The sequence below is a fragment of the Mycobacterium kyogaense genome (assembly GCF_003254575.1).
GTDB classification, from domain to species: Bacteria; Actinomycetota; Actinomycetes; order Mycobacteriales; family Mycobacteriaceae; genus Mycobacterium; species Mycobacterium kyogaense.
In genome coordinates, this window is the sequence record NZ_QJUA01000023.1 from 31,256 (window position 1) to 53,794 (window position 22,539).

21 protein-coding genes are annotated in these 22,539 nt (G+C 64.4%); 8 read left to right on the forward strand and 13 right to left on the reverse strand.

All coding sequences use genetic code 11. The annotated features are described in order from the left end of the window. The 3 genes from DMB80_RS16305 to DMB80_RS16315 all read right to left on the reverse strand — a co-directional run bounded on the left by DMB80_RS16305 (position 1) and on the right by DMB80_RS16315 (position 4,042). Positions 1–1,239 carry a cytochrome P450 gene (locus DMB80_RS16305; RefSeq protein ID WP_111510814.1) on the reverse strand — a complete coding sequence of 413 codons (1,239 nt, stop codon included), beginning with the start codon at positions 1,237–1,239 and terminating at the stop codon, positions 1–3. A 239-nt stretch (positions 1,240–1,478) separates the two neighbouring features. Continuing rightward, the gene (locus tag DMB80_RS16310; RefSeq protein WP_111510815.1) at positions 1,479–2,918 is read right to left on the reverse strand and encodes an aldehyde dehydrogenase; all 1,440 of its coding nucleotides are present in this window, start codon (positions 2,916–2,918) and stop codon (positions 1,479–1,481) included. A 26-nt stretch (positions 2,919–2,944) separates the two neighbouring features. Further along, the gene (locus DMB80_RS16315; RefSeq protein WP_111510816.1) at positions 2,945–4,042 is read right to left on the reverse strand and encodes a phosphotransferase family protein; all 1,098 of its coding nucleotides are present in this window, start codon (positions 4,040–4,042) and stop codon (positions 2,945–2,947) included. A 193-nt stretch (positions 4,043–4,235) separates the two neighbouring features. Here DMB80_RS16315 and DMB80_RS16320 point away from each other — a divergent pair, with 193 nt between their 5' ends. Then, positions 4,236–5,795, forward strand: a complete 1,560-nt coding sequence (locus DMB80_RS16320; protein ID WP_162938564.1) for an AMP-binding protein — start codon at positions 4,236–4,238, stop codon at positions 5,793–5,795. 283 nt (positions 5,796–6,078) lie between these two features. On the opposite strand, the gene DMB80_RS16325 is transcribed toward DMB80_RS16320, so the two are convergent. Then, positions 6,079–6,903, reverse strand: a complete 825-nt coding sequence (locus DMB80_RS16325) for an enoyl-CoA hydratase/isomerase family protein (RefSeq protein ID WP_111510818.1) — start codon at positions 6,901–6,903, stop codon at positions 6,079–6,081. Between the two features lie 3 nt (positions 6,904–6,906). Continuing rightward, positions 6,907–7,707, reverse strand: a complete 801-nt coding sequence (locus tag DMB80_RS16330; protein ID WP_420812189.1) for an enoyl-CoA hydratase-related protein — start codon at positions 7,705–7,707, stop codon at positions 6,907–6,909. A gap of 227 nt (positions 7,708–7,934) precedes the next feature. Here DMB80_RS16330 and DMB80_RS16335 point away from each other — a divergent pair, with 227 nt between their 5' ends. From DMB80_RS16335 to DMB80_RS16345, 3 genes are read left to right on the forward strand one after another with little or no spacing between them, the layout of a single operon-like run. After that, complete coding sequence (locus tag DMB80_RS16335) at positions 7,935–8,954, forward strand: Rieske 2Fe-2S domain-containing protein (protein WP_111510820.1); 1,020 nt, start codon at positions 7,935–7,937, stop codon at positions 8,952–8,954. Next, positions 8,951–10,117, forward strand: coding sequence for a CaiB/BaiF CoA transferase family protein (locus DMB80_RS16340; protein WP_162938565.1), 1,167 nt, complete (start codon positions 8,951–8,953; stop codon positions 10,115–10,117). Before DMB80_RS16335 ends, DMB80_RS16340 begins: the two co-directional genes overlap by 4 nt. A gap of 11 nt (positions 10,118–10,128) precedes the next feature. Next, entirely contained in the window at positions 10,129–11,451 is a 1,323-nt protein-coding gene (locus DMB80_RS16345; RefSeq protein ID WP_111510822.1) for an acyl-CoA dehydrogenase family protein, read from the forward strand. A 69-nt stretch (positions 11,452–11,520) separates the two neighbouring features. Here DMB80_RS16345 and DMB80_RS16350 read toward each other — a convergent pair whose 3' ends face one another. The 7 genes from DMB80_RS16350 to DMB80_RS16380 are packed head-to-tail and all read right to left on the reverse strand — an operon-like array spanning position 11,521 to position 17,011. After that, on the reverse strand, positions 11,521–12,471 hold the full coding sequence (locus tag DMB80_RS16350; RefSeq protein ID WP_111510823.1) for an LLM class flavin-dependent oxidoreductase: 951 nt from the start codon (positions 12,469–12,471) through the stop codon (positions 11,521–11,523). Positions 12,472–12,477: 6 nt separating this feature from the next. Then, positions 12,478–13,590, reverse strand: a complete 1,113-nt coding sequence (locus DMB80_RS16355; protein WP_111510824.1) for an acyl-CoA dehydrogenase family protein — start codon at positions 13,588–13,590, stop codon at positions 12,478–12,480. A gap of 8 nt (positions 13,591–13,598) precedes the next feature. Then, entirely contained in the window at positions 13,599–14,783 is a 1,185-nt protein-coding gene (locus DMB80_RS16360) for a thiolase family protein (RefSeq protein ID WP_240431226.1), read from the reverse strand. Continuing rightward, positions 14,773–15,210, reverse strand: coding sequence for a Zn-ribbon domain-containing OB-fold protein (locus DMB80_RS16365; protein ID WP_111510826.1), 438 nt, complete (start codon positions 15,208–15,210; stop codon positions 14,773–14,775). Before DMB80_RS16365 ends, DMB80_RS16360 begins: the two co-directional genes overlap by 11 nt. A 25-nt stretch (positions 15,211–15,235) precedes the next feature. After that, entirely contained in the window at positions 15,236–16,468 is a 1,233-nt protein-coding gene (locus DMB80_RS16370) for an acyl-CoA dehydrogenase family protein (RefSeq protein WP_111510827.1), read from the reverse strand. Then, positions 16,465–16,656, reverse strand: coding sequence for a ferredoxin (locus DMB80_RS16375; protein WP_111510828.1), 192 nt, complete (start codon positions 16,654–16,656; stop codon positions 16,465–16,467). The genes DMB80_RS16370 and DMB80_RS16375 overlap by 4 nt, the downstream gene beginning before the upstream one ends. A gap of 31 nt (positions 16,657–16,687) precedes the next feature. After that, the gene (locus DMB80_RS16380; protein ID WP_162938566.1) at positions 16,688–17,011 is read right to left on the reverse strand and encodes a putative quinol monooxygenase; all 324 of its coding nucleotides are present in this window, start codon (positions 17,009–17,011) and stop codon (positions 16,688–16,690) included. Between DMB80_RS16380 and DMB80_RS16385 the strand changes: the two genes are divergently transcribed. Genes DMB80_RS16385 through DMB80_RS16400 form a run of 4 tightly spaced genes read left to right on the forward strand, consistent with a single transcriptional unit; the run spans position 16,974 to position 21,007 of the window. Further along, the gene (locus DMB80_RS16385) at positions 16,974–18,365 is read left to right on the forward strand and encodes an NAD(P)/FAD-dependent oxidoreductase (RefSeq protein ID WP_162938567.1); all 1,392 of its coding nucleotides are present in this window, start codon (positions 16,974–16,976) and stop codon (positions 18,363–18,365) included. The genes DMB80_RS16380 and DMB80_RS16385 overlap by 38 nt on opposite strands. Next, entirely contained in the window at positions 18,362–19,870 is a 1,509-nt protein-coding gene (locus DMB80_RS16390) for an acetyl-CoA acetyltransferase (RefSeq protein ID WP_111510831.1), read from the forward strand. Before DMB80_RS16385 ends, DMB80_RS16390 begins: the two co-directional genes overlap by 4 nt. Before the next feature lies 1 nt (position 19,871). Further along, a complete protein-coding gene (locus DMB80_RS16395) occupies positions 19,872–20,606 on the forward strand; it encodes an SDR family NAD(P)-dependent oxidoreductase (protein ID WP_111510832.1) in 735 nt (244 codons plus the stop codon). After that, the gene (locus DMB80_RS16400) at positions 20,603–21,007 is read left to right on the forward strand and encodes a hypothetical protein (RefSeq protein ID WP_111510833.1); all 405 of its coding nucleotides are present in this window, start codon (positions 20,603–20,605) and stop codon (positions 21,005–21,007) included. The genes DMB80_RS16395 and DMB80_RS16400 overlap by 4 nt, the downstream gene beginning before the upstream one ends. Positions 21,008–21,078: 71 nt before the next feature. On the opposite strand, the gene DMB80_RS16405 is transcribed toward DMB80_RS16400, so the two are convergent. Then, complete coding sequence (locus tag DMB80_RS16405; RefSeq protein WP_111510834.1) at positions 21,079–22,374, reverse strand: cytochrome P450; 1,296 nt, start codon at positions 22,372–22,374, stop codon at positions 21,079–21,081. Between the last annotated feature and the right edge of the window lie 165 nt (positions 22,375–22,539).

The window sequence follows — 22,539 nt, forward strand, 5'->3', positions numbered from 1 at the left end:
TCAGACCGCCACCGCTGATGTCGCCCACTTCATCGGGAGCCGGGTGGGCCCCTGCACCGCTCCGAAGGGCGGTTTCCACAGCACGCCCTGAGTATCCGTTTCGTCCAACTGGAGGTTAGGGAGCCGTCGTGAAAGTATCGTCAGCGCCTCTTCCAGTTCGGCCCGCGCCAGGAACTGACCCGCGCACTGGTGTGGCCCGGCCCCGAACGTCAGCTGCGGTCGCAATTTCTTCTCGCCGAATCGCCGGATGTCGAACTCGTAGGGGTCGGCGTACACGGAATGGTCGAAATGCGCTCCGGGATTGATGACTTCAACGAACACTCCCTCGGGAAGCACAACATCGTTGTATTCGATCGCCTCGCGTGTGTATCGCAGTGACTTGAACGTCACCGGCCGAAAGCGCAGTACCTCCTCCACCGCGGAGGACACCAGGCTGGGATCGTCGGCGAGCGCGGCCCATTGGTCGGGATGATGGGCGAACAGCCACAGCGCATTCGCCAGCTGAAGCCTGGTCGTGTCGGAGCCGGCGACTATGGACAGCAACACCAAGTTCACCATCTCCTGGTTCGACAGTCGGTCACCCTCCTCCTCGGCGCGGATCAGCAGCGATAAGGTGTCGTCGCCCTCGTTTCCGCGCAGTTCTTCGATGCGCTTCATCACGTAGTCGGTGACGTCCTTCATTGTCTCTTCGATTTGAGCCAAGTGCTTTCGGACGTCGATGCTCATCACCATCCCGAGTATGTCGGCCCACTCGCTCATCTGTCCGGCTGCCGACTCGGGGAAACCCAGCCAGACGCACATGACCCGCGGCGGTAGCGGGACTGCGATCTCGGCTACCAGGTCGGCATGCCCGCGGCCCTCAATGCCGTCGACGAGCTCGGTGAGGAACTCCCGGATTGCCGGTCGGAATCTGTCGGCGTTCTCCCGACTCAGCGCAGGCATGATGAGACTGCGCAGGCGACGGTGCTCCTCGCCGTGAAGAACCATGAGGCTGTTGGCCATGGCCTTCTGAGCGATGCCTTCCTTGACGCCGTGCTCGCTCATCCCGAAGTCCGGTGGTGCGCTGAGTCTTTGGTCGCGGAGGAAACGGAAGCACTCGTTGTAGCGAAGCACGGCCACGCCGAACGGGGTGCGTGCTATCCAGTCGGTTTCGGCGATCTTCAGGGCAGCAGCGTCCGGGTCTGCAGCCACTGCGCGATCAAAATAGTCGAGGCGTGGCAGGTCGTCGATCTGGCGCATATTTGGTCCTCCTCGGTGTGGCGAACGGGCACACGCGTGGTGCTCGGAAAACAATAGGTCGACCGATGTAACGGCTGAACGATGCCGCCGGCGTCGATTCGAGGGCGACAGCTACCGAATCGCGCACACGAAGAGCCGTTCGATGGGCCTGCGGCGCGATGCTCCACACATGGTCGAGCGCCCACCGCCAGCGCACCGCCAGTGGTTCGCCCGGGGACTCTCAACTTTCTTGCGAATCGTCATAGGCTTCCGGGCTGATAGATCGATTTCGAGTGGAGGTAGGCGCTAAGACCTTCGGGTCCGAGTTCGCGCCCGAGGCCACTGGACTTCACGCCGCCGAAAGGCGCCCACAAATCCAGCAGATAGCCGTTGATGCCGAACGTGCCCGTCTTGATTCTGCGGGCGATGTCAAGTGCCCGCTGTTCGTCGGCTGTCCACACAGTGCCGGCCAGGCCGAACTCACTATCGTTGGCGATCGCGATCGCGTTGTCGATGTCGTCGTAGGCAATGACCGACAAGACGGGCCCGAAGATCTCCTCCCGGGCTATGGTCATGGTGTTGTCGACGTCGGCGAAAACGGTCGGTGCGATGAACCAGCCGCGGGCCGCGTCCGGCGGGCGGACACCGCCGGTGGTGATGCGGGCGCCGGCCGAACGCCCCGCGGCGATGTAGCCCTCGACGCGGTCGCGTTGGCGTTCGGTGACGAGAGGGCCGAGGTGGGTGTCGGCATCCAGTGGGTCGCCGACTCGTAGAGACGCCACGATCGCTGTGATCGCCTCAACGGTTTCGGTGTATCGGCTGCGCGGGGCGAGCACGCGGGTGCTGGCGTAGCAGGTCTGCCCCGTGTTCACCAGCGTTGAGGCGACGAATTGTTCAGCCGAGGCGAATAGGTCGGCGTCCTCGCATACGATGCCCGCCGACTTCCCCCCCAACTCGAGGGTCACCGGTTTCAACAGCTCGCCGCACCGCGCCGCGATCGTGCGTCCGACAGCCGTTGAACCGGTGAACGCGATCTTGTCGACCGCGACGTGCTCGACGAGCGCCTGCCCCGCCTCGACACCGCCTGTGACTATGTTGATGACACCTTCGGGCACTCCCGCAGCCGCGGCTGCTTCGGCGATCATGTACGCGCTCAACGCCGTCTCCGGCGATGGCTTGATGACTGTCGTACAACCGGCTGCCAGCGCCGCGGGCAACTTCATGAACAGCAGGCTGATCGGGAAGTTCCAGGGGACAATGATTCCCACGACGCCCACCGCCTCCTGCCGCACGACGGTGGCACCCATTGCGCCCGCCCGAGTCTCCTCCCACTGAAGACTTCGAGCGAGGCCCGCGTAGTACCGCAGCAACGTAGAGGCCACCACAGAGTTCGCCATCCGCGACAGCGTGATGGGCATACCCATCTCACTGGACACCAAGGTGTCGAGATCACCTGCGATGCGGTCGATCTCGTCGGCGAACCGATCCATGACCGACGCGCGCTCACTGGGGTCGACCTGCGACCAATCCGAGGCGGCACGAGCCGCGGCGACTGCACGGCCCACGTCGTCGGCGCCGCAATCCGGCACCTGGCCGATGACCTCTTCGGTAGCCGGGGAAACGATACTGATTACCCGGCCTGTCACAGGGGTGACCCACCGCCCGCCCACGAAGATCGTGTCGTGCACCCGCTTTTCCATTACGCCTCCATCTCGCAGCTCAACCATCAAGACGCCCCGGCTCTGTGAGTCGCAGCGCCGGCCGCGTCGGCGCGACGACTCAACAGATCAAGCGCGTACTCGGCGTGGTCGATGACGGCGCGCAGGATCGCGTCGAGGTCGGCCTCCTGCCCGCCCATGGCGCCGGCTTCATAACGCGCGTAGACGCCGGCGGAGATGCAAGCCCAGCGCCACGCGGCAAAGGCGACGAAGTAGTTCAATTCCTCGCCGCTGACTTCTTCTCCGAGCGAGGCTGCGTAGGCGGCAACGAATTCCGCGCGCGAGCCAAAGCCGGTCAGGGTCGACGGTGCCACGCCCGTCGGATTGCTCACCCGCGGCGGACCGGGCTCCTCCCAGCTCAAGAGAAGCCAACCCAGATCTGCCCGTGGATCGCCGAGTGTGGCCAATTCCCAGTCGAGGATGGCGCGGACATGGCCGTCCTCGCTGGCGATCGCGTTGCCCAGCCTGAAATCACCGTGCACGACGCTGATCGAACGCTGTTGTGGGATGTCGCGCGCCAGCTGATGGTGCGCGGCGTCGATCGCGCCGACGTCGAGGTTGGCCATCGACCGCGTCTTGTCCCACTGCCCCTGCCAGCGTTTCAGCTGCCGGGCCACGTAATCCTCGCCGCGACCAATGTCGGAGAGGCCACACGACTCGACGTCGACCGTATGCAGCTGCGACATAGCCTGCGCGAGGTTCGCCGTCAACGCGCGACGGGCCGCCGCGTCGATGGCCGCCGCATCCTCGGCGGTGTGCAGCACAAGGCCCTCAACGCACTCCATGACGTAGAAGCCCGCGCCAATCACGGCGTCGTCCTCGCACGCGGCGATAGGAGTCGGAACGGGAACGTCGGTCGGGTGCAGCGCGGTGAGGAACCGCCATTCCCGGCTCATGCTGTGCGCCGTTTCGAGAACATTGCCCGACGGCGGACGTCGCAAGACAAAGGTCCGTCCTTCGCGGTCCTGCAACCGGTACGTCAGATTGGACTGACCTCCGGTGATCACAGTCATCTCCAGCGGCGATGACACCGCGATGCCGTTGTCCAGTAGCCAGGACGTCACCGATGCGGCCGTGCGCTCGTGCGAGTTGTTCTGCACCGTCATCTGGGTGAGTCGCCCTTCCGCCGCTCGCTGTCGGATGCGTGCCACCGCGAGTACCGAATTTTATTTACGACCGACGCGACGGTCGGCTAGTGTGACGCTAGCAACACGATACGGTGCGGTCAAGGCGCTGCAATGACCTGCACGAAGCAACGACCAGATCCGGGAGACACTGATGGCGGGCCGATCCTCAGTTGTGACGATTCCGACGCTGGGAACTCTGTTCTCCCAGTCACTCTCACGCAACGGGGAGCGCACGGCCGTCGTCGACGGAGACCGCGAGGTGACCTACGCGGAGCTGCAAGATCAGGTCGGACGACTCCTCGCGGTGTTCGACGAATGGGGCCTTGCCCCGGGCGATGGCATTGGCTTGGGCATGACCGGGATGACCCTGGAGTTCGCAGCGGTCTACATCGCATGTCAGGTAGCCGGTCTGTGGACCACCGAACTGCCGCCGCATCTGCCCGTCGACGTTGTCCTCGAGAGAATTGCAACGACGCACGCGCGGATTCTCATTGTCGACGATGGCACGTCGGAGACGCGCGGCGACGAACTCCGCGCCGCACTGCAGGACACGCTGGCGTGGATCGGTCGCGGCGAAGCGCCGCGCTGGAGCGCGCGTGATCTCACGGCGCGCCAGGCGGAAGTTGCCCCACGCGAGGTCGTCGCCGCCGAGCCCGCAGCGCATTGCGGAATAATGTTCACCAGCGGGTCCACCGGAAAACCGAAGCCGGTGCTCATTCCGTCGCGCGGAGCCGGCGTGCACGCAGTGATGGTGATGGCCACCCTGCGCTATCCGATGGCGCCGGTCACGATCGTTCCGGTGACGCACCAGCTGATACTCCAGTTCCTCTTCGTTCCGACGTTGATGCTGGGCGGGACGGTCGTCACGGTGGCGCACTACTCGTCGCGCAAGGTGATCGCCGCCGCGATCCGGCATCGAGCCAGGGCGGTGTTCCTCACCACTTCCGACATCTACGAACTTGCTCAGCGCGACGACACCGGCGGCATCGAGAAATCCTTGGAATTGATCTTTTATGGCGGCGAACCGATGAGCGCTGCTCGCCTCAGTTCCGTGACCGAAGTCTTCGGGAAGATCTTCGTCGGAGCCTACGGCCAGACCGAAACCCTCACGGCAGCGTTTCTGCACCCCGAGGACCACGATCCGAATCGGCCGGAACTGCTCGAAGCGGCTGGCCGGGCCATCACCGGTGTTCGGATCGAGGTGTGGGGGGACTCCGGGCCGGTACCCGTGGGTTCACATGGTGAACTGGTCATCTCGAGCCCGGGTTGCATGGTGGGCTATCTCGGCATGGAGGAGGCGACCCGGAAAACCATGGAGAACGGTTGGGTACGCACCGGCGACATCGGCTACCTCGATACCCACGGGTACGTGCATGTCCTCGACCGTGCCAAGTTCGTGTTCCGCTCTGCGGGCGCCACGGTGTACCCCCATCTCGTCGAGCAGGAGCTGTCTCGACATCCCGACGTGATCCGCGCAGCGGTCGTCGGCGTCGCCGACAACGAAGTGGAGCATCGCGTATGCGCCGCGGTCACGCTCAAATCCGGCGCACGTGTCACGATTGCCGAGCTCGCAGCGCTTCCGATAGACGGCCTCCCCGGTGGCGTCCACGATGTGCAGATCGTCGAGTCGCTACCTGTGACACCGGCCAACAAGGTTGACCGCGAACAGGTCCGAAAGCTATTCGAAGCAGCGCGATCCACCGGTGCCGACGCCGTCGCCGCATCGACATGACACAGCGATGAACCCGTTCGGCCAAGCGTGCTGCCACTATTGAGTACCGGAGGCGATCGAACGGCCGTGATACAGGCCCACCGGTGACGGCATCGAATGCCGGCTTTCGCCTCGCCAATCCGCTCAGTTCACAATCTCGCTCCGGCAGCTCGTGCGGCCTACTACGGGTCATGAACGGAGATCGCAACGTCATACTCGTTGTGCACTAAGGGTTCTGGACTTGGCGCTACAGACCGCACCTGTACCCGCTAGCCATCGTCGATATGCGAGGCCTGCACGCACATCACAGCTCCCTCAACAGATCTGCAATACGCATTTCCGCGCGGCGGGTTTGTCCACCGGCCTCAAGGAAGGCGCGCATCGCCGGCCGCGCTGCGGGCGAGCGTAACGCTTCGACGAAGAGTGCCGACTCCTGCACTAGACCCTCGTGCAGTGGCATCGCGGCCGCGTTGCGAACCGACGACTTCGCCAATCGCACGGCGTCGGGCGGAAATCTCGCGATACGCTCAGCGAGGCGCGACACGAAACACGGCAGTTCGTCGCGCGGAAGCGCGCGATTGAGATAGCCCCACATTGCAGCCGTATCCGCGTCGATGTCGTCGGCGCCGAGGATCACCTCGAGCGCTCGCCCGCGCCCGATCAAGGAAGTGATGAATTGCGTCCCTCCCCCGGCCGGGATGAATCCGAGCGCTACCTCCATCTGATTGACCACCGCATGCTGGGACGCACCGAAACGCATGTCGCAGGCCGCGCACAGCTCGCTGCCCCCGCCGCCGACACGGCCGGCGATCTCGGCGATAGACACGATGGCACTTGCGTGCACTCGCGCGCACAGGCGTTGAAACGGATTGAGCTTCACCGAAGTCGACTCCTCGACATCGGTGTCCAAGATCATGTTCACGTCCACGTGCGCGAGGAAGAACTCCGGATCCCCACTGCGAAAGACGGCGACTCGTACTGTGGGGTCGCCTTCCAACGTTCGCCAGGTATGCGACAAGGCCGAGAACAGTTCCGCGGTGATGATGTTCATCGGTGGCGCGGTGAAGGTCACGTAGGCAACCCCGGCTTCGATGAGAACAGTGATCAAGCGAGGGTCGTCATCGGCCATGGGTCAGAGCCCGCGCCAAATCGGTGATCGCTTGTCCGCGAAGGCGCGCACACCCTCTTTCGCGTCTTCGGACGCGAGTACGGTCTTGAACTCTCGCCACGATCTTCGCCATTGAACGCGATCGGGAACACCGTCATCGTCGTTGGCGTAGGAGATGCGCTTGCTGGCCCGCACGGCCAAGGGGGCGTTCGACGCAATTTGCCGGGCGAGCGCGAACGCCGTGTCGAGTAGCGCATCCGCGGGCACCACCGCGTTGACCAACCCCCGGTGGCGCGCCTCCTCGGCGCTCATCGGATCGCCGGTGAACAGGGCGGCCGCCGCGATCTTCTTTGGGATCTGTTCCGCCAACCGAAACGCGCCGCCTGCTCCTGCGATGAGTCCTCTTTTCACCTCAGGCAGCCCGAAGGAGGCACCGATGACCGCGACTGCCAAATCGCTGGCCAACACCAGCTCCGTACCGCCGCCCAGTGCTGCGCCGTTGACGGCAGCAATAGTCGGTTTGTCAATGTAATGGCGTGTGTAACCAGCGAATCCCCACTCGTTGTGGTCGGGGTGGTAGATGTCCTCGCCTCGCGCCGTTGCCTTCAGGTCCGCACCAGCGCAGAAGGACCGCTCACCTGAGCCGGTCAGGATCACCGCACGCACCGAACGATCATCGTGTGCGGCGTGGAGTGCGTCGCCGACCAGGAGGCTGACGTCCCGGTTCACGGCGTTACGCGCCTGCGGCCGGTTCAAGGTGATGACCATGATCCCGTCCCGAACCGTTACCAATACGGGTCGTGGTTCCCCGGGTGCTGTTGTCACGTGACGTCCTGTTCACTGGCTGCGCCCAACGGCCAACGTCGCGTCGCACGGCTTCGTTCGAGCCGCGATAGACCGTCCCGTCGGTCGTGTTAACTTACCATCCAGCCACCACCCTCCCGCCGGAGCCGCGGCCTGATGCGTTGACAGTCGACATCTCCTAGTGATCGAATAGACCGACGCGACGGTCGGCTTTTCATCTGGCCGCGCACTCACGAGAGGGATGTGCGATGCCTAGAGAATACGAGGTGCTCGACGACACCTTCCCGCACGACACCTACCCCACGGGATGGTTCCAGGTGGCGTGGAGCGACGAGGTCGAACCCAAGACCATCAAGCCCATCCACTACTTCGGCCGCGATTTGATCGTGTACCGCACCGAAGACGGCCGACCGGTGGTGATGGCCGCGCACTGCCCACATATGGGAGCGCACATCGGCCACGGCGGCTGGGTGGAAGGCTGCGACGTCATCTGTCCTTTTCACGGATGGCGATGGGCACCCGATGGCCTCAACCTTGATGTGCCGTCGCAAGACAAGCCGAGCGGCCGAAGCATCCGAGTGTGGGAAACCGCCGAGACCAACGGCATCGTGTGGATCTGGCACGACGAACTGCGGCGATCCCCGACCTGTGAACCGCCCACCGAACGGCGAAACGATCAGGAGTTCCTGCCCGTCTTTCCCGACTGCGTCTACAAGTGGGACAAGGTGCACGCTAGACCGCAATATGTCACCGAGAACGTCACCGACCTCGATCACCTCCGCTGGGTGCACAAGAACACCGGCAAGATTGACGTCCTGGAACTCAACGACCTCGGTGACACCATGGAGGTACGCCACAAGACGATCATCGGGCACGGCAAGAAGAGCACGTGGCTCACCCCTGACGGGCCCATCGAAAATGTCGGCCGAACTTTGCTTTTCGGCGTTGGAACGGTCATGGTCGAGTTCGGGGAGCTGCTCGACAACGCCGTGCTGCTACAGACCCAGACACCCGTCGATCTGGACCACTCCGATCTGTTCATCACGGTCTTGACGATTCAGGACCCCAATGAGGACGGTGACCGCCCGAAGGGGCGCGCGCTCAAGAGAGTGCAGGAGCAAATCAAGCAGGCCGATCGCGACATGCCCATCTGGAACAACATGAAATACCTGGACAAGGCGGCCTACACGAAGCCCGAGGGGCTGCTCGTCAAGTCAGTGCGCGACTGGTGCGGCCGCTTCTACCCCCAGACCGAGTCGACGGGGTGACGACAACCCCGCTGCGGGGCCGCACCGTCGTCGACTTTTCGTTGTACGTGCCCGGGCCCCACTGCACCAAGATCCTCGCCGAACTCGGGGCCGACGTGGTGAAGGTCGAGCCCCTCGGCGGAGACCCCGTCCGCCGCTTTATGCCGGGACTCTACGAAGGACTCAATTCCGCCAAAAGGGTCCTCGCAATCGATGTTAAGGATCCTCGCGGACTGGACGTGTGCCGTCGCCTGCTCAACGGCGTCGATGTGGTCGTCGAAGGTTTTCGCCCTGGCGTGATGGACCGCCTCGGAATCGGCTTCGCCGACGTGTCGGCACTTTCGCCGGCGGTCGTGTACTGCTCGTTGACTGGATACGGGCAAGAAGGCCCGCGAGCCGCCGACGCAGGCCACGACGTGAACTACACCGCCGTCGCGGGCGGGTTCGCCGTCCAGCTCGCCGTCGACGACGATCCTCAACAGGGACCGTTCGCCGCAGCGGACCTCGGTGGAGCGCTCTACGCTGCGACGGCAATCTGCGCCACACTCGCAGGCATCCCTTCACAACCGGTGCACCTGGATGTGTCACTCAGTGAGGCCTCGCTGGCGCTGTCGGCGGTCGGATGGGGGCGCGCCATGCAAGGCGAGCCGATCAGGCCCGACGACGTCGGCAGTCTGGCTCCCGGCTACGGCATCTACCGTTGCCGTGACGGACGACGCGTCGCGGTAGCTGCAGTCGAGGACGAGTTCTGGGACCGCCTGTGCAACGCACTCGGCGTCGAAGATCTCACCGGCGCCCCCTTCAACGACCACCACGGACGAATGACGCACCGCCGCATGCTGACTGAGCGCCTCAGGCAAACCATCGTGCAGTGGGACTGCGCGACATTGGTCGACCGAGCCCACACAGACGGCATTCCCGTCTCAGCGTTGCACACGGTCGACGACGTCCGCCTCGACGCCCACTTGCGCCATCGCGACGCGATTCGGGCACGAAGCCGAGGCTTCGAAGTGGCTCATCCCGTGCAATACGGAGGGCAGCGACCGAAACAGCAAGACCGACCGACAGGGACGCAACTCACACGACACGATGTCGCGATGATGACCGGACTCGGCGACGAGGACATCGAGGCTCTTGCCCGCGCGGGAGTCATCGGTCAACCAACCACCCCCGCGGATGCTTGAGGAGGCAGAACATGTCATGGGGATTCGAAACCGATACCGACTTCCAGGCCAAACTGGACTGGGCTGAGGGGTTCGTGCGTAGTGAAGTGCAACCGCTCGACCACGTACTCGAGCACGGTTTCGACATGGCCGACCCCCTGCGTCAGGCGCTGATACCGCCCCTGCAGGCCCAGGTTCGTCGGGAAGGATTGTGGGCCTGCCACCTCGGCCCCGAGCTCGGAGGGCCGGGTTACGGGCAACTGAAATTGGCGCTGTTGAACGAAGTACTCGGCCGAAGCCCCTGGGCGCCCATTGTCTTCGGCTGCCACGCACCCGACTCCGGGAACGCCGAGATCCTCGCGCACTACGGAACCGACGAGCTCAAGCGACGCTATCTGCAGCCGCTGTTGGACAACGAGGTCGTCTCGGCCTTCTCGATGACCGAGCCGCGCGGCGGGTCGGACCCCACTCAGTTCACGTGTCGAGCCGAATTGGACGGCGAGTCTTGGGTTCTCGACGGCGAAAAATGGTTCACTTCGCACGCTCGGTTCGCCGATTTCCTTATCGTCCTAGCCGTCACCGACCCCGATGCCGAACCGCACCGCCGGATGTCGATGTTCGTCGTGCCCGCCCAGACGCCAGGCGTCAACATCGTACGCAATGTGGGAATGGCCGGGTTTGCCGAAGCTGAGGGAACCCACGCCTACATTCGCTATGAGGGTGCACGCATTCCGCGGGACCACATACTCGGAGAACGAGGCGACGGTTTCGTCGTCGCTCAGACCCGATTGGGTGGCGGTCGAATCCACCACGCCATGCGTACCGTGGGGCTGGTCCGGTACGCGTTCGAGATGCTCTGCGAACGCGCACTCTCACGTTTCACCGACGGCAGCCAGTTGTCCCGCAAGCAGGCCGTCGAGCACATGATCGCTGATTCGTGGATACAGATCGAGCAATTCAGACTGCTGGTGATGCAAACAGCGTGGAAAATCGACAAGTACAACGATTACCGAAAAGTCCGCGGCGACATCTCGGCCGTGAAGGCGGCGATGCCCGCGGTGTTGCACGATGTGGCTGCTCGCGCGCTGCAGATCCACGGCTCCCTAGGCGCTTCCGAGGAGATGCCATTCGGGCAGATGATCATGAACTCATTTCAGATGGGCCTCGTCGACGGAGCCACCGAGGTGCACAAGAGCACCCTCGCGCGGCAACTACTGCGCCAGTACGAGGGCACGCAGGACCTGTTCCCCACCCAGCATCTTCCACGCTTGCAGGACGCAGCTCGCGAGAAGTTCGCCGACGAGATAGCCGAGGTTGCAAGGTCGTCGGACGGTGAAACCGTGGCCTTCGTATAGGGGCGAGCGCACCTCGGAATGCTGTCCGCGGGCAAGGACGCCGTGCGCTCTGAGACACAACGCGGCGCGCTACATCAAAGCGCGCAACAGCGAAACCATCTGTGTTCCGACGCTGTCGATCATGGCGGTGATGTCTTCGGAGGGGACACCAGGAAGGTGCAGGCGCACGTCGATGGCGTCGGCACCGATCGTGTGGTGTTCCTCGGCGAGTTCCGCCGCGATATCACGCGCATCCCCACACGCAATTCCGATTCGGAAGCCGCTGTGTTGGCGCATCGTCGTGTCTGCCGCGTCCTGATAGCGGCGACGGAATCGCGCGCTCACATCCGCGGGAAGCTCACCCAGCCACACTGTCCGAGTCCACACGACCGGGCCGGGCCCTCCCAGAGCGCGGTACTGCTGCGACAGTCTGGCAAGACGAACCGGATCTTCCCCTCCGGGGAACATCACGCCTAGACCAAAGCGTGCAGCGCGAGCAACGCCTCCGGCACTGTTGGCAGCGACGAGAACAGGCGCCCCGGAGGCCGGCCAGCCCCGTGCCGCCGCGTCGCCATCAGAGCAATCTCCGGACGTATGCAGGGTCTGTGTCAGGGCGCGCAGCTGCCGTTCGAAACGTTGCGCTCTTTCACCGTAGGGCACGTTCAGATAATCGAAATCGGCGCGCGCGTAACCGGGGGCGAGTGCAGCGGTGACGCGGCCGGGAAATTTGGTTGCCGTCCACGCCAGTTCTTCGGCGAATAGGCGTCCGTTGCGCACCGAGAGGATTGTGGGCGCGGGTCCCGACCACACCGTCGATGTCGCAGCTAGCAGCCAGTTGGTGACCAGGAGGGGCTGGGGCAGATATCCGGGGAACCCGTTGTGGTGCTCGCTGAGCGTCACGCCGTCGAAACCGGCAATCTCGGCGACTACCGCCTGTTGCAGCAGTAGGTCGATCTGGCCGCGTGCGGACAGTTCGGTGTCCGGATGTAGACCCAGCGATACGCTGCCCGCAGCGAAGGGCCGACGTGGCGGTGGGGCCACCTGAGCTCAGAACTTGAGACGGTCGGCGAGGGTGCGTCGCTGGAACGCACTGTCGCCGTGCAGGATCGCGGTGCTATGGGCTCGGCGGAAGTACAGGTGCGCATCGTGCTCCCACGTGAATCCGATGCCGCCGTGCACCTGGATGTTCTCGCCTGCGACGAAGGTGTACGCCTCAGAGCAGAACGCTTTCGCCAGTGGCGCTGCGGTATGAAGGGCGCTCGGGTCGTATCGCAGAACGGCGGCGAGATGATCGACGGCGGATCGAGCCGATTCCACGGCGACGAGCATGTCGGCGCACTTGTGTTTCACTGCCTGGAAGCTGCCGATCGGCCGACCGAACTGCTGGCGGATCTTGGCGTACTCCACTGCCATATCGAGGCAGCGCGCAGCGCCGCCGAGTTGTTCGGCCGCAATCATGGCGTTGGCCTCGTCGACAGCCACATCGAGCACTGCCCCCGCGTCGCCGACACTGATCCGTCTCGCCGGTGTGGCGTTGAAGACGATGTGGGCCATTGGCCGAGTCTGGTCCAGTACCCGCATCGGCTTGCGGCTGACGCCAGCTGATGACGCGTCGACCACATACAGTTGCAGTTCGGCGCCGTCATGGGCCGCAACGAGCACCACATCGGCCGACGCGCCGTCGATGACGAAGCTCGTCTCGCCGTGCAACACGGCCCGGTCGGAGTCGGGATTCTCTGCCTTCGCAGTCACCCCGCTCGGTGTTCCATCGGTGGCCGTGTGCGCGACCGCTGCGGTGATCTCGCCCGCCGCCAGGCGATGCAGTAGCTCCGACCGAACGGGGCTTGCCGCGCAGGCGAGCAGTGCCGGGATGGCCAGACCTACCGTCGACAGGTAGGGGACGCAGGCCAGCGATCGACCCAATTCCTCGAAAACGGCGAGCTGGACCGATGCGTCGTAGCCTCCGCCGCCGTAGTCCTCCGGGACCGCCAGGCCGGGCAGTCCGAGCTCGTTCACCATACGTCCCCACAGCGTGGCATCGAAGCCGTCGGCCGTTTCGATGGTGCGCCGGACGTGCTCGCTCGACGCCGTTGCTGTCAGGAAGTCGCGTAGGACGGACTTCAGCTCGTTGACGTCGTCGGTGCTCGTCGTAATTGTCATGTCGCCTCTCAACGGGTCAGGACGGTGCAGGCGCTGACACCGGGTGCGCCGTAGACGTGGGTGAAGCCAACGCCAGGGTCCCCGGGGACCTGCCGTCGCCCGGCGTCACCACGCAGCTGGAGCACGGTCTCGTAGACTTGTCGCAGCCCTGAGGCGCCGATCGGCTCGCCCATCGCCAGACACCCTCCGTCGGTGTTCACCGGCAATGCGCCACCAATCTCCGTCGCGCCAGATGAGACCAGTGCGGCTTGTTCTCCGTGCTCGCACAATCCCGTCTCGGCCATGTGTATGAGCTCCGAACCCGCATCGGTGTCCTGCAATTGCGCCACGGCGACATCACCGGGGTCAACTCCGGCTTGCTCGAAGGCCGCGCGGGCGGCGTCCTCGGTGGGCCCCGAGCCACGTTGCGACGACAGCCACGGGCTGAAAACTTCGAACGAACCGTAGCGGCGGGTTCTGGCACTGACCGCTCGGAGGAAGACGGGACGCGTTGTGAAGCGGCGGGCGAGGTCGGCCCGGCACAGCACCAGGGCCACACCCCCCTCACCCGGTGAGCACAACATGTACTGCGTGAGAGGGTCGCTCACCATGGGCGCCTCGGCAATATCGTTCTCGGACAACGGCTTTCGTCGCCACGCCATGTCGTTGATCGACCCGTTCCGAAAGGCCCTGGCCGCGACTTTAGCCAACAACGCGGCGTCGAGACAGTGTTCGTACAAGTAGCGCTGCGTCTTCAGGGCGAAGAACTGCGTGGTGAGCATCAGGCCGACTCGGCCATACCACTGCCCCAGTCCCCAGTCTGCGGGCTCGGCGTTGAAGGCACCGCGATCGTGCTTGTCGAAACCGATGGCCATCGCGACATCGGCGGAGCCGCTGGTGATGGCATTGGCTGCTACGGTCAGGGCACTTCCGCCGGTGGCGCAGCCGTTGGTGACGTTGATGAACGTCAGACCGGTCAGGCCGAGGTCGGAGACGAGAGTGTCGGCGGCGCCGGCGGACATGCTCCCTCCCGCGGCGACCTGAACGTCGTGCCAGCCAATTCCCGCATCAGCCAGTGCGGCACGCACGGCGGAAGCTCCCTGCTGTCTGCCGCTCACCCCGTCAGTACGACCGAATCGGTGCATGCCGATACCGACGATTGCGACGCCGCCCGTGTCGCGCTGCTGGTCGTTCTCGCTGGCGTCACTCATCATCGAGGTTTCCCACGGGCTCGAAGGCGAACGTATGCAACACTCGCCCATCCTCGTCGGTTGCGTAAGGAGCGAGCACGACCTTCACAGCTTGGCCGATGCGCAACTCTGCGGGAGCCGCCGTGGTGAGCCGGCCCTCCACGATGACGACGTCGAAGTCGACGTAACCGACGCCGTAGGGATCGAATTCGCTTCGGCCAGCCCCGTCGTAGGGCGCCTTGGGCGGGAACCGTTGGATGGTGTAGGACCACAGCAGTCCTTGAGGCGGCAGGACCCACCGCGCCATATCTGAAGCGGTGCATCGTGGACAGCTCGGCTGGCTTGGGAAGACGGTCGCCCCGCAGCCGCGGCACCTCGCCGCAACGAGCGACACTTGGCCATCGGTCACCTCGAGGTGTTCTTCGGCGACGACGGTCTCGATGAGACTCATGCTAGGTTTCCTTCGTTCGTCGTCGTCACGACGGCCTGGGTTCGCGCGGTAGGCCCAGGATCCGCTCGGCGAGGATGTTGCGCTGAATTTCGTCGGTGCCTCCGGCTATGCGGTAGCCGGGTGCGCCCAATAAATGGGACGTCCACGCGAAAGTGCCCCATTCCTCCGTGTCGGCGATCAGCCGCTCACCGAGCACCTTCGCGGCCACGACCGAGATGCGGCTCATGTTCTGAGTCCAGAGCAATTTGCTGATCGAACCTTCGGCGCCCGGGGCGGCACCGTGTTGCGCCTTGGCCGCTGCGCGTTGGTTGGTCAGCTCCTCGATCCGGGCGTGGATGAACAGGTCCGCCAGGGCATCGCGGATCATCGGGTCGTCGGTGCGGCCGAAATGCCGCGCCGCAGCGAGAACATCGCTGAATTGTCCTCCAGCACTGTGACCTCCACCAGTGGAATGGTCCCGTTCAAACGCCAGGACGGTCATAGCGACCGTCCAGCCGGCACCGACATCGCCGAGACGCAAGTCGTCAGGAACGCGTACCTCATCGAGGAAGACCTCGTTGAAACTCGTTCCCCCCGTGATCTGGCGTATCGGTCTGATCACGACCCCGTCGGCGTCGAGCGGCACGAGGAACGCCGTGAGTCCGTGGTGCCGATCAGAGCCGGGTTCACTGCGGGCGATAGCCAAGCCCCACTGAGCGAATCGCGCCCCGGAGGTCCACACCTTACGACCGTTGAGCAACCAGGCGTCGCCGTCACGGGCCGCACGGGTCTGGACGCCAGCGAGATCGGAGCCGGCATCGGGCTCACTGAACAGCTGGCACGCCACTTCCTCCATCCGTAGTAGCGGACGCAGGAATCGCTTGCGTTGGTCGGCGTGGCCCAGCGCGGCGATGGTCGGGGCGATCAGAGCAATTGACACCACCGGGAGTTCCCCGGCCTCGGGAACCTCATACTCGGCTTCGAGCTCTCTGTATCGGCGCAGTAACCGCTGCGGCAGTGGTGTTGGGTGTTCGGCTGCACCCAACGAGTCCACGTAGCCGGCGTCGAATTTTGCACGTTGCCATGCCGCCATAGCCGCCAAACGGTCGGCCAGTTCCGCATCGTCGACGTCGTCGAATACCGAGACGTCGTCGGAGCCCTGCCCCCAGACCCTCGTCGCCGAAGGTGTCCGAGGTACAACACCTTGGGCTTGAAACCACTGGCGCACAGAGGAGTCGAAGTCCGCGAGTGAGGTCGCTTCGTCGGCGAGCTCACTCATGAGGTAACCGACAATGCGGACCGGGGGCATTGTAGGGCCGCTTCTCGCACGTCGGCTTCAGCATCTGCAGGCACTTCGTCCACCAGAACGTGCAGATCGAGATCGTCGTCGAGCTCGAAAACCGTTGGTGCGAGAGCCATACAGACTCCATTGACCTGGCAGAGGTCACGGTCGACGCTGACCTTCACTGCGGGTCCCCCAGATGCGATTGCGATCTGTTCACGCGATGACGCCTTTGGCCGAAGTCCCCACCGAAAGACTGACGAATCGATCGGCGGTAGGAACGCCGTCGAAAAGCTCTCCCATGCGCGAGATGAGTTTGACGCAGTGCGGCTGACGATAGTGGGTGGCGATGTCCTCGGGCGTCCGGTACACCTCCACCGCCAACAACTCGAGAGGATTGTCGGGATGTTCGTGGAGGGTGAACTTCAGGACGCCGTCTTCTTCGTGGGAGGCCACGATCTCCTCGCGGAGCGCCTCGAGCGCCGCCTCGCGTTGACCGTCCTTGATCCTGATTCGGGAAATCACCACGTTGTGGGCCACGCTGCCTCCTCGCTGCTCAATAAACGACCGGCGGGTCGGTCGAAGTTTAGGGACTGTGCCAGGACGTCGTCAACGGATTGGCGAAACAAAATCCGACCGTCGCGTCGGTCTGGTAATCTGCGGGCGTGAAATTCTCGGCTCACAGCATCACAGCATGAAGGACCGCGACGTCGTCATCGTCGGCGGCGGCGCGGCGGGCGTGAAGACAGCTCACATGCTGCGCGAGCGGGGTTATACGGGTCGGGTAGTGCTCGTATGCGATGAAGACCACGTTGGCTACGACCGCCCTCCGCTGTCCAAACAAGTGCTCACCGGACAGTGGACTCCGGACCGGCTCACGGCCAATCTCGACGTGGATGCCGACGTGCTGCCGGCGACTCGAGCTGTCAAGCTGAGTCTGGACACCCGTACTGTCACTCTGCACACCGGAGACGAGCTGCACTTCGATCAGCTCGTCATCGCCACCGGCACACGGGCTCGCCGGTTGCCGTTGTGCGACGTGCGCCGCGTCCACGTCGTCCGCTCCCTGACGGACGCCACCTCGCTGCTCGCCGACCTGGACAAGTCGCCGAACCGCGTAGCCGTCGTCGGCGGCGGGTTCATCGGCGCCGAAGTCGCATCCAGCTGCCGCCAGCGGGGCCTGCCGGTAACCCTCATCGAACCCGCACCGTTTCCGCTGGTCCGCGCGGTCGGATCGACGGTCGGGCGGTGCCTCGCCGAGCACTACAGCGATCACGGTGTCGATGTGCGGCTGGGCATCAGCGTCGCCGGCTGGACGGTTGACGCTGGCGGCGGACTCACGGGGCTGGATCTCTCCGACGGCTCATCGGTCGCCTGCGACGTCGCCGTCGTCGCGATCGGGGCGCAGCCCAACACCGAATGGCTTCACGGCTCGGGGCTGAGCCTTGAGGACGGGGTGGTCTGCGACAAGGACCTGATCGCCGCACCCGGTGTACTTGCCGTAGGTGACATCGCTCGATGGCCGAACGCTTCCACCAAGCAGTTTCGCCGTATCGAGCACTGGGACAACGCAGGACGCCAAGCCTCTCACGCCGCCGCCACACTGCTCGATTCGCCGCGACCCGAGCACGGATACATGCCCGTGCCCTGGGTGTGGTCAGACCAGTTCGACCGCAAGATTCAGATCTACGGCTCCACCGATGGTCACGACGAAGTACTGATCTCGGCCGGAACGCTGTCCGAACGCAAATTCGTGGCGCTCTACCGCAGAGGTGACCATTTGTCTGCGGCGTTGAGCGTGAACATGGCCCGTCCGCTACTCGCCTACCGCCGCCTGTTCGAACGCGGCGACGTTGCGTGGACCGAAGTGCTCGACCTCGCCGCCCACTCATGAGCACCGCACGCGTCGCCGACCACACCCCCGTCATTGTTGGAGTCGGCCAATGGACGCATCACCCGACTGACCCGGCCGATTCGCCCGAGCCGGCAGCCATGATGGCAGAGACGGTGCGGCGAGCCGCCGCCGACGCCGGCCCCGGTCACCGACTCCTGAAGCTGGCTACTGGCCTGTGGACAGTCGCACTCACGAGCTGGGTGTACGACGACGCCGCATCCACCGTGGCTGAGACACTTGGCATCTCACCGCGTCACCGCACCAACTCCCCCATCGGCGGGGAACAGCCCCAGGTGCTCATCTCCAGAGCCGCACGCGCTGTGTCCGCCGGTGAACACGACGTCGTCGTCATTACCGGAGCGGAAGCCTTCCGCAGCCGCCGGTTGGCCAAAACCACCGGCACGCGGTTGAACTGGACTCCTCAACCACACGGAAAGCCTGCAGGCTATCCCCGTCACCTACTCGATCGCGAGCCCGCGCTAGCCGCTGAGCGCGATGCAGGCGCCGCAATACCGTTGGATTTCTACGCCATTTTCGAGAACGCCCTCCGCGCCGCCGCTGGCCGAGGCCTCGCCGAGCACCGCACACACCTCGGCGAGCTGTGGCACCGCTTCGCCGAAGTCGCGAAGACCAACGAGCACGCGTGGTCCCAGACCGCTCCGTCTGCCCTAGAGATCGCTACCCCCTCGCCGTCGAACCGCATGATCCGCTACCCCTACACCAAGCTTCTCACGTCCAACATCTTCGTCGACATGTCAGCAGCGGTCATCGTCACCTCAGCGGCGGTCGCCCGCGCTGTCGGCGTGCCCACAGATCGTTGGGTGTTCCCGCTTTCCGCTGCTGAAAGCCACGAGCACTGGTTCGTCAGCGAGCGCGATGAACTGCACCGCTCGGTGGCCATTGCGGCCAATGGCCGAACCGCCCTCGACACTGCGGGATTCGAGCCCGACGACATCAGTTATGCGGACGTGTACTCCTGCTTTCCGTCGGCAGTGCAGATCGCCGCCGCCGAACTCGGTCTGCGGTCGGATAATTCTTCGCTGCCGCTTACGGTCACCGGTGGGCTCACCTTCGCGGGCGGGCCCGGCAACAACTACGTCACCCATGCTGTCTCGGCATTGGTGGTCGCACTACGCAACGACCCCGGCGCGGTCGGATTGTGCACGGCCAACGGCATGTTCCTCACCAAGCACGCGTTGGCCCTGTACTCCACTGATCCGCCGAGCTCCAGTTTCCGTTGGTCGAACGTGCAGCGCGAGGTTGACGGTCTCCCCAAGCGCGCCGTGGCGTTGGATTACCGAGGCCGAGCGATTCTCGAGTCATACACCGTCACCCCTGGCGTCGCCAACGAAACCCCCTCAACCGCGACCATCGTGGGTCGCACCCCCGACGGTCGACGCTGCTGGCGGCGCACCGTCGATGAGCACCTCGTCCGAGCTATGGAGCTCGAAGAATTCATTGGGCGCGATATTACAGTGCACGACAAAGGAATCGAGGTCGACTGAAATGAGCCAACGCTGCGCGCTGGTCACCGGAGCGTCACGCGGCATAGGCGGTGAGATCGCCCGCCGGCTCGCCGGGCAAGGATACGACCTCATGCTGGTCGCGCGGCGCAACGATAGCCTGGAAACGTTCGCCGCCGAGATACGCGCCGACTACGACGTGCGAACTCACCACGTGGCTGCTGATCTGTCCGCTGAAGGCAATGTGCGGCGCGTGGCCCACGAACACCGCGCCGTCTACGACCGCCTCGACTTACTCGTGTTGAACGCGGGCCTTGGCAACTACGCGCCCATCACCGAGAGCACCCTGAAAAGCTACGACCTGACATTCAATCTCAACGTCCGATCAGCGTACATACTTCTGCAGGAACTTCTGCCACTGCTCCGCTCGACAGCGTCGTCCAATCCCGACCACGGCGCCAAGGTAATCGCCCTCGCCTCGATCGCCGGAGTCCATCCCGAAGCCGGCCTGGCCGCCTACGGCGCCAGCAAATCGGCGCTGATCTCCCTGTGTGAGACGGTCACCCTCGAAGAGTGCGACAACGGCATCACCGCCACCGCATTGTCACCCGGATTCGTCGATACCGACATGACCGCGTGGATCGACGGGCCGAGGAGCGCGATGATCAAGACCGCCGATGTCGCGGAACTGGTGATGGCGGTGAGCCGACTATCGGCCAACGCCGCGGTGGGCAACATCGTCATCGCACGCCACGGCGCGGAACCCCGTCGACCGTGACCGCGCACCTGGCCATGATGCCGTTCCCGCCGGAACCGGAGCGCGAAGCTCAATCCGCTGTCGCGCCGCCCTGCACCCAGGCTGAGCTGGCCTGGGATCTGGCGGCCGCTCTCGCACCGAGTCTTGGAAAGACGACGCGCAACCGCATCTACGCCGATCTCGGCGCAGGGGAGTCGTTCACGGCCATAGAAGTACTGCTCGTCAGGGCAGTACAGCTACACCATCCGGTGCCGACGGATCTCTGCGCATCGCTGATTCGTTGGGTCGAGGGATACGTGGGCACGCCGAGCGAGCCGGGGCTGAGAGCGCTGGTCGGCCAGCTGAGGACCGCCGACTCGGCTACCCACGTCTGCGCGAGTCCCGAGAGATCTCCGGCTAAGAGCGATCGGCGTATCCGGTGACGAGCGTGAATGTGAAGAAAGCGGCATGAACGCATGTCCCGCCGCACGACGCCGAACCGGCAGCGCGCCGGTTAACCCCACACCACGGGTAGCTTCGACACCCCGGTAAACCACATGCCCTCGATCTGTGGAATCTCGGCGTCGCTGTCGAATCGGAGGTTTGGCAGCCTGTCCAGAAGTACGTTGAGGCCGTCGGACATCTCCGTGCGGGCCAGATGCATACCGATGCACATGTGCGGTCCGTAGCCGAACGCGACGGTCTGGGCCCGTTTACGGTGCAGGTCGAACTCGTCGGGCCGCTCCCAGCGTGCCCGATCCCTGTTGGCGGTGTACAGGTTGGTGATGACCCCTGTGCCTGCGCGAATCGGCTCACCCCCCAGCTCGGTGTCCGCCACTGCGAGCCGTAACTCGAAGCTGCCGCCCGCCGGCGACAACCGCATGGCCTCTTCCTGCGCGGCCACGATCAGGGCCCGATTGTCGGTGACCTCGGCGATCGCACCTGGGGTCGACAACAGATAGTAGAGCGTCGTGGTGAGACCTCGACCCGTCGTTTCGTTGCCCGCCGCAGTGAGGATGAACAGAGCGCTGACGATCTCTTCGTCAGACAGCGACCCGTGATCGGGGTGGCTGGCTCGAATCATGGCGCTGACCAGATCGTTACGGCTCATGAGCTCGTCTTCGCTCAGGGCTCGGCGTTGCGCCACCAGCGCCCCCAGATACTGACCGAGAAGTGCGGCCTGCTGGGCGGAGTTCTCGTCAACCGGTGCCGCGATGACGTAGTAGGCCCATGCTTTCAGCTTCTCGTAATCTTCATCGGGCACACCCATGATGGCCCCGAAGACGTATGACGGAAGCAGGTCGCAGAACTCGGTACGCAGCTCGGCGCGACGCTCCTGCCGACCGGCGATCTCCTCGACCATCTTCTCGACGAGCGGCTTGACGACGTTCTCACTCCATCGTTTACATGCCCCTGGGCTGAACACCTCGCCGAGCAGGAGGCGGTATCGGCGGTGTTCGGGGCCGTCCATGTGCAGGAATGTCTCGCCGCCCACGTCGGGATACATTTTGTGCTTGAAGGTCTCCGCGTCGCGCAGACATTGCGTGACCAGGTCGTAGGACAACACCATCCTGGTGTCCATGTCGCTGGGCAGCTTGAAGATCGTCGGCAGCGTCCAGCCGCCGATCTCGTTGCCCCTGCCGCGCAACACCGTGCCCTGCGCCGCCAACTGAGTCATCATCGCGTGGCCGTCGACGATCCCCTGGTTGATGGCCGTGTCGAACGCGGTATACGCGCGCTCGATGGCGTCGTGCGACGTGTCCACGCCATCGACGGATAGTGGCGCTTCCTGGTGCTCGGTGGCTGTCATCTAATCCTCGTTTCCACTGCGACGATGCATCGGCGGCCCACGCCCTGCGTGGTCACGACTCCTCGACCGAAATAAACACGACCGGCGCGTCGGTCGAATATTGTGACCGTAGCAACAGCCCATCAGCCGGTCAAGGAAGCACCAGACTGGTCCCAGTTCGCGCGA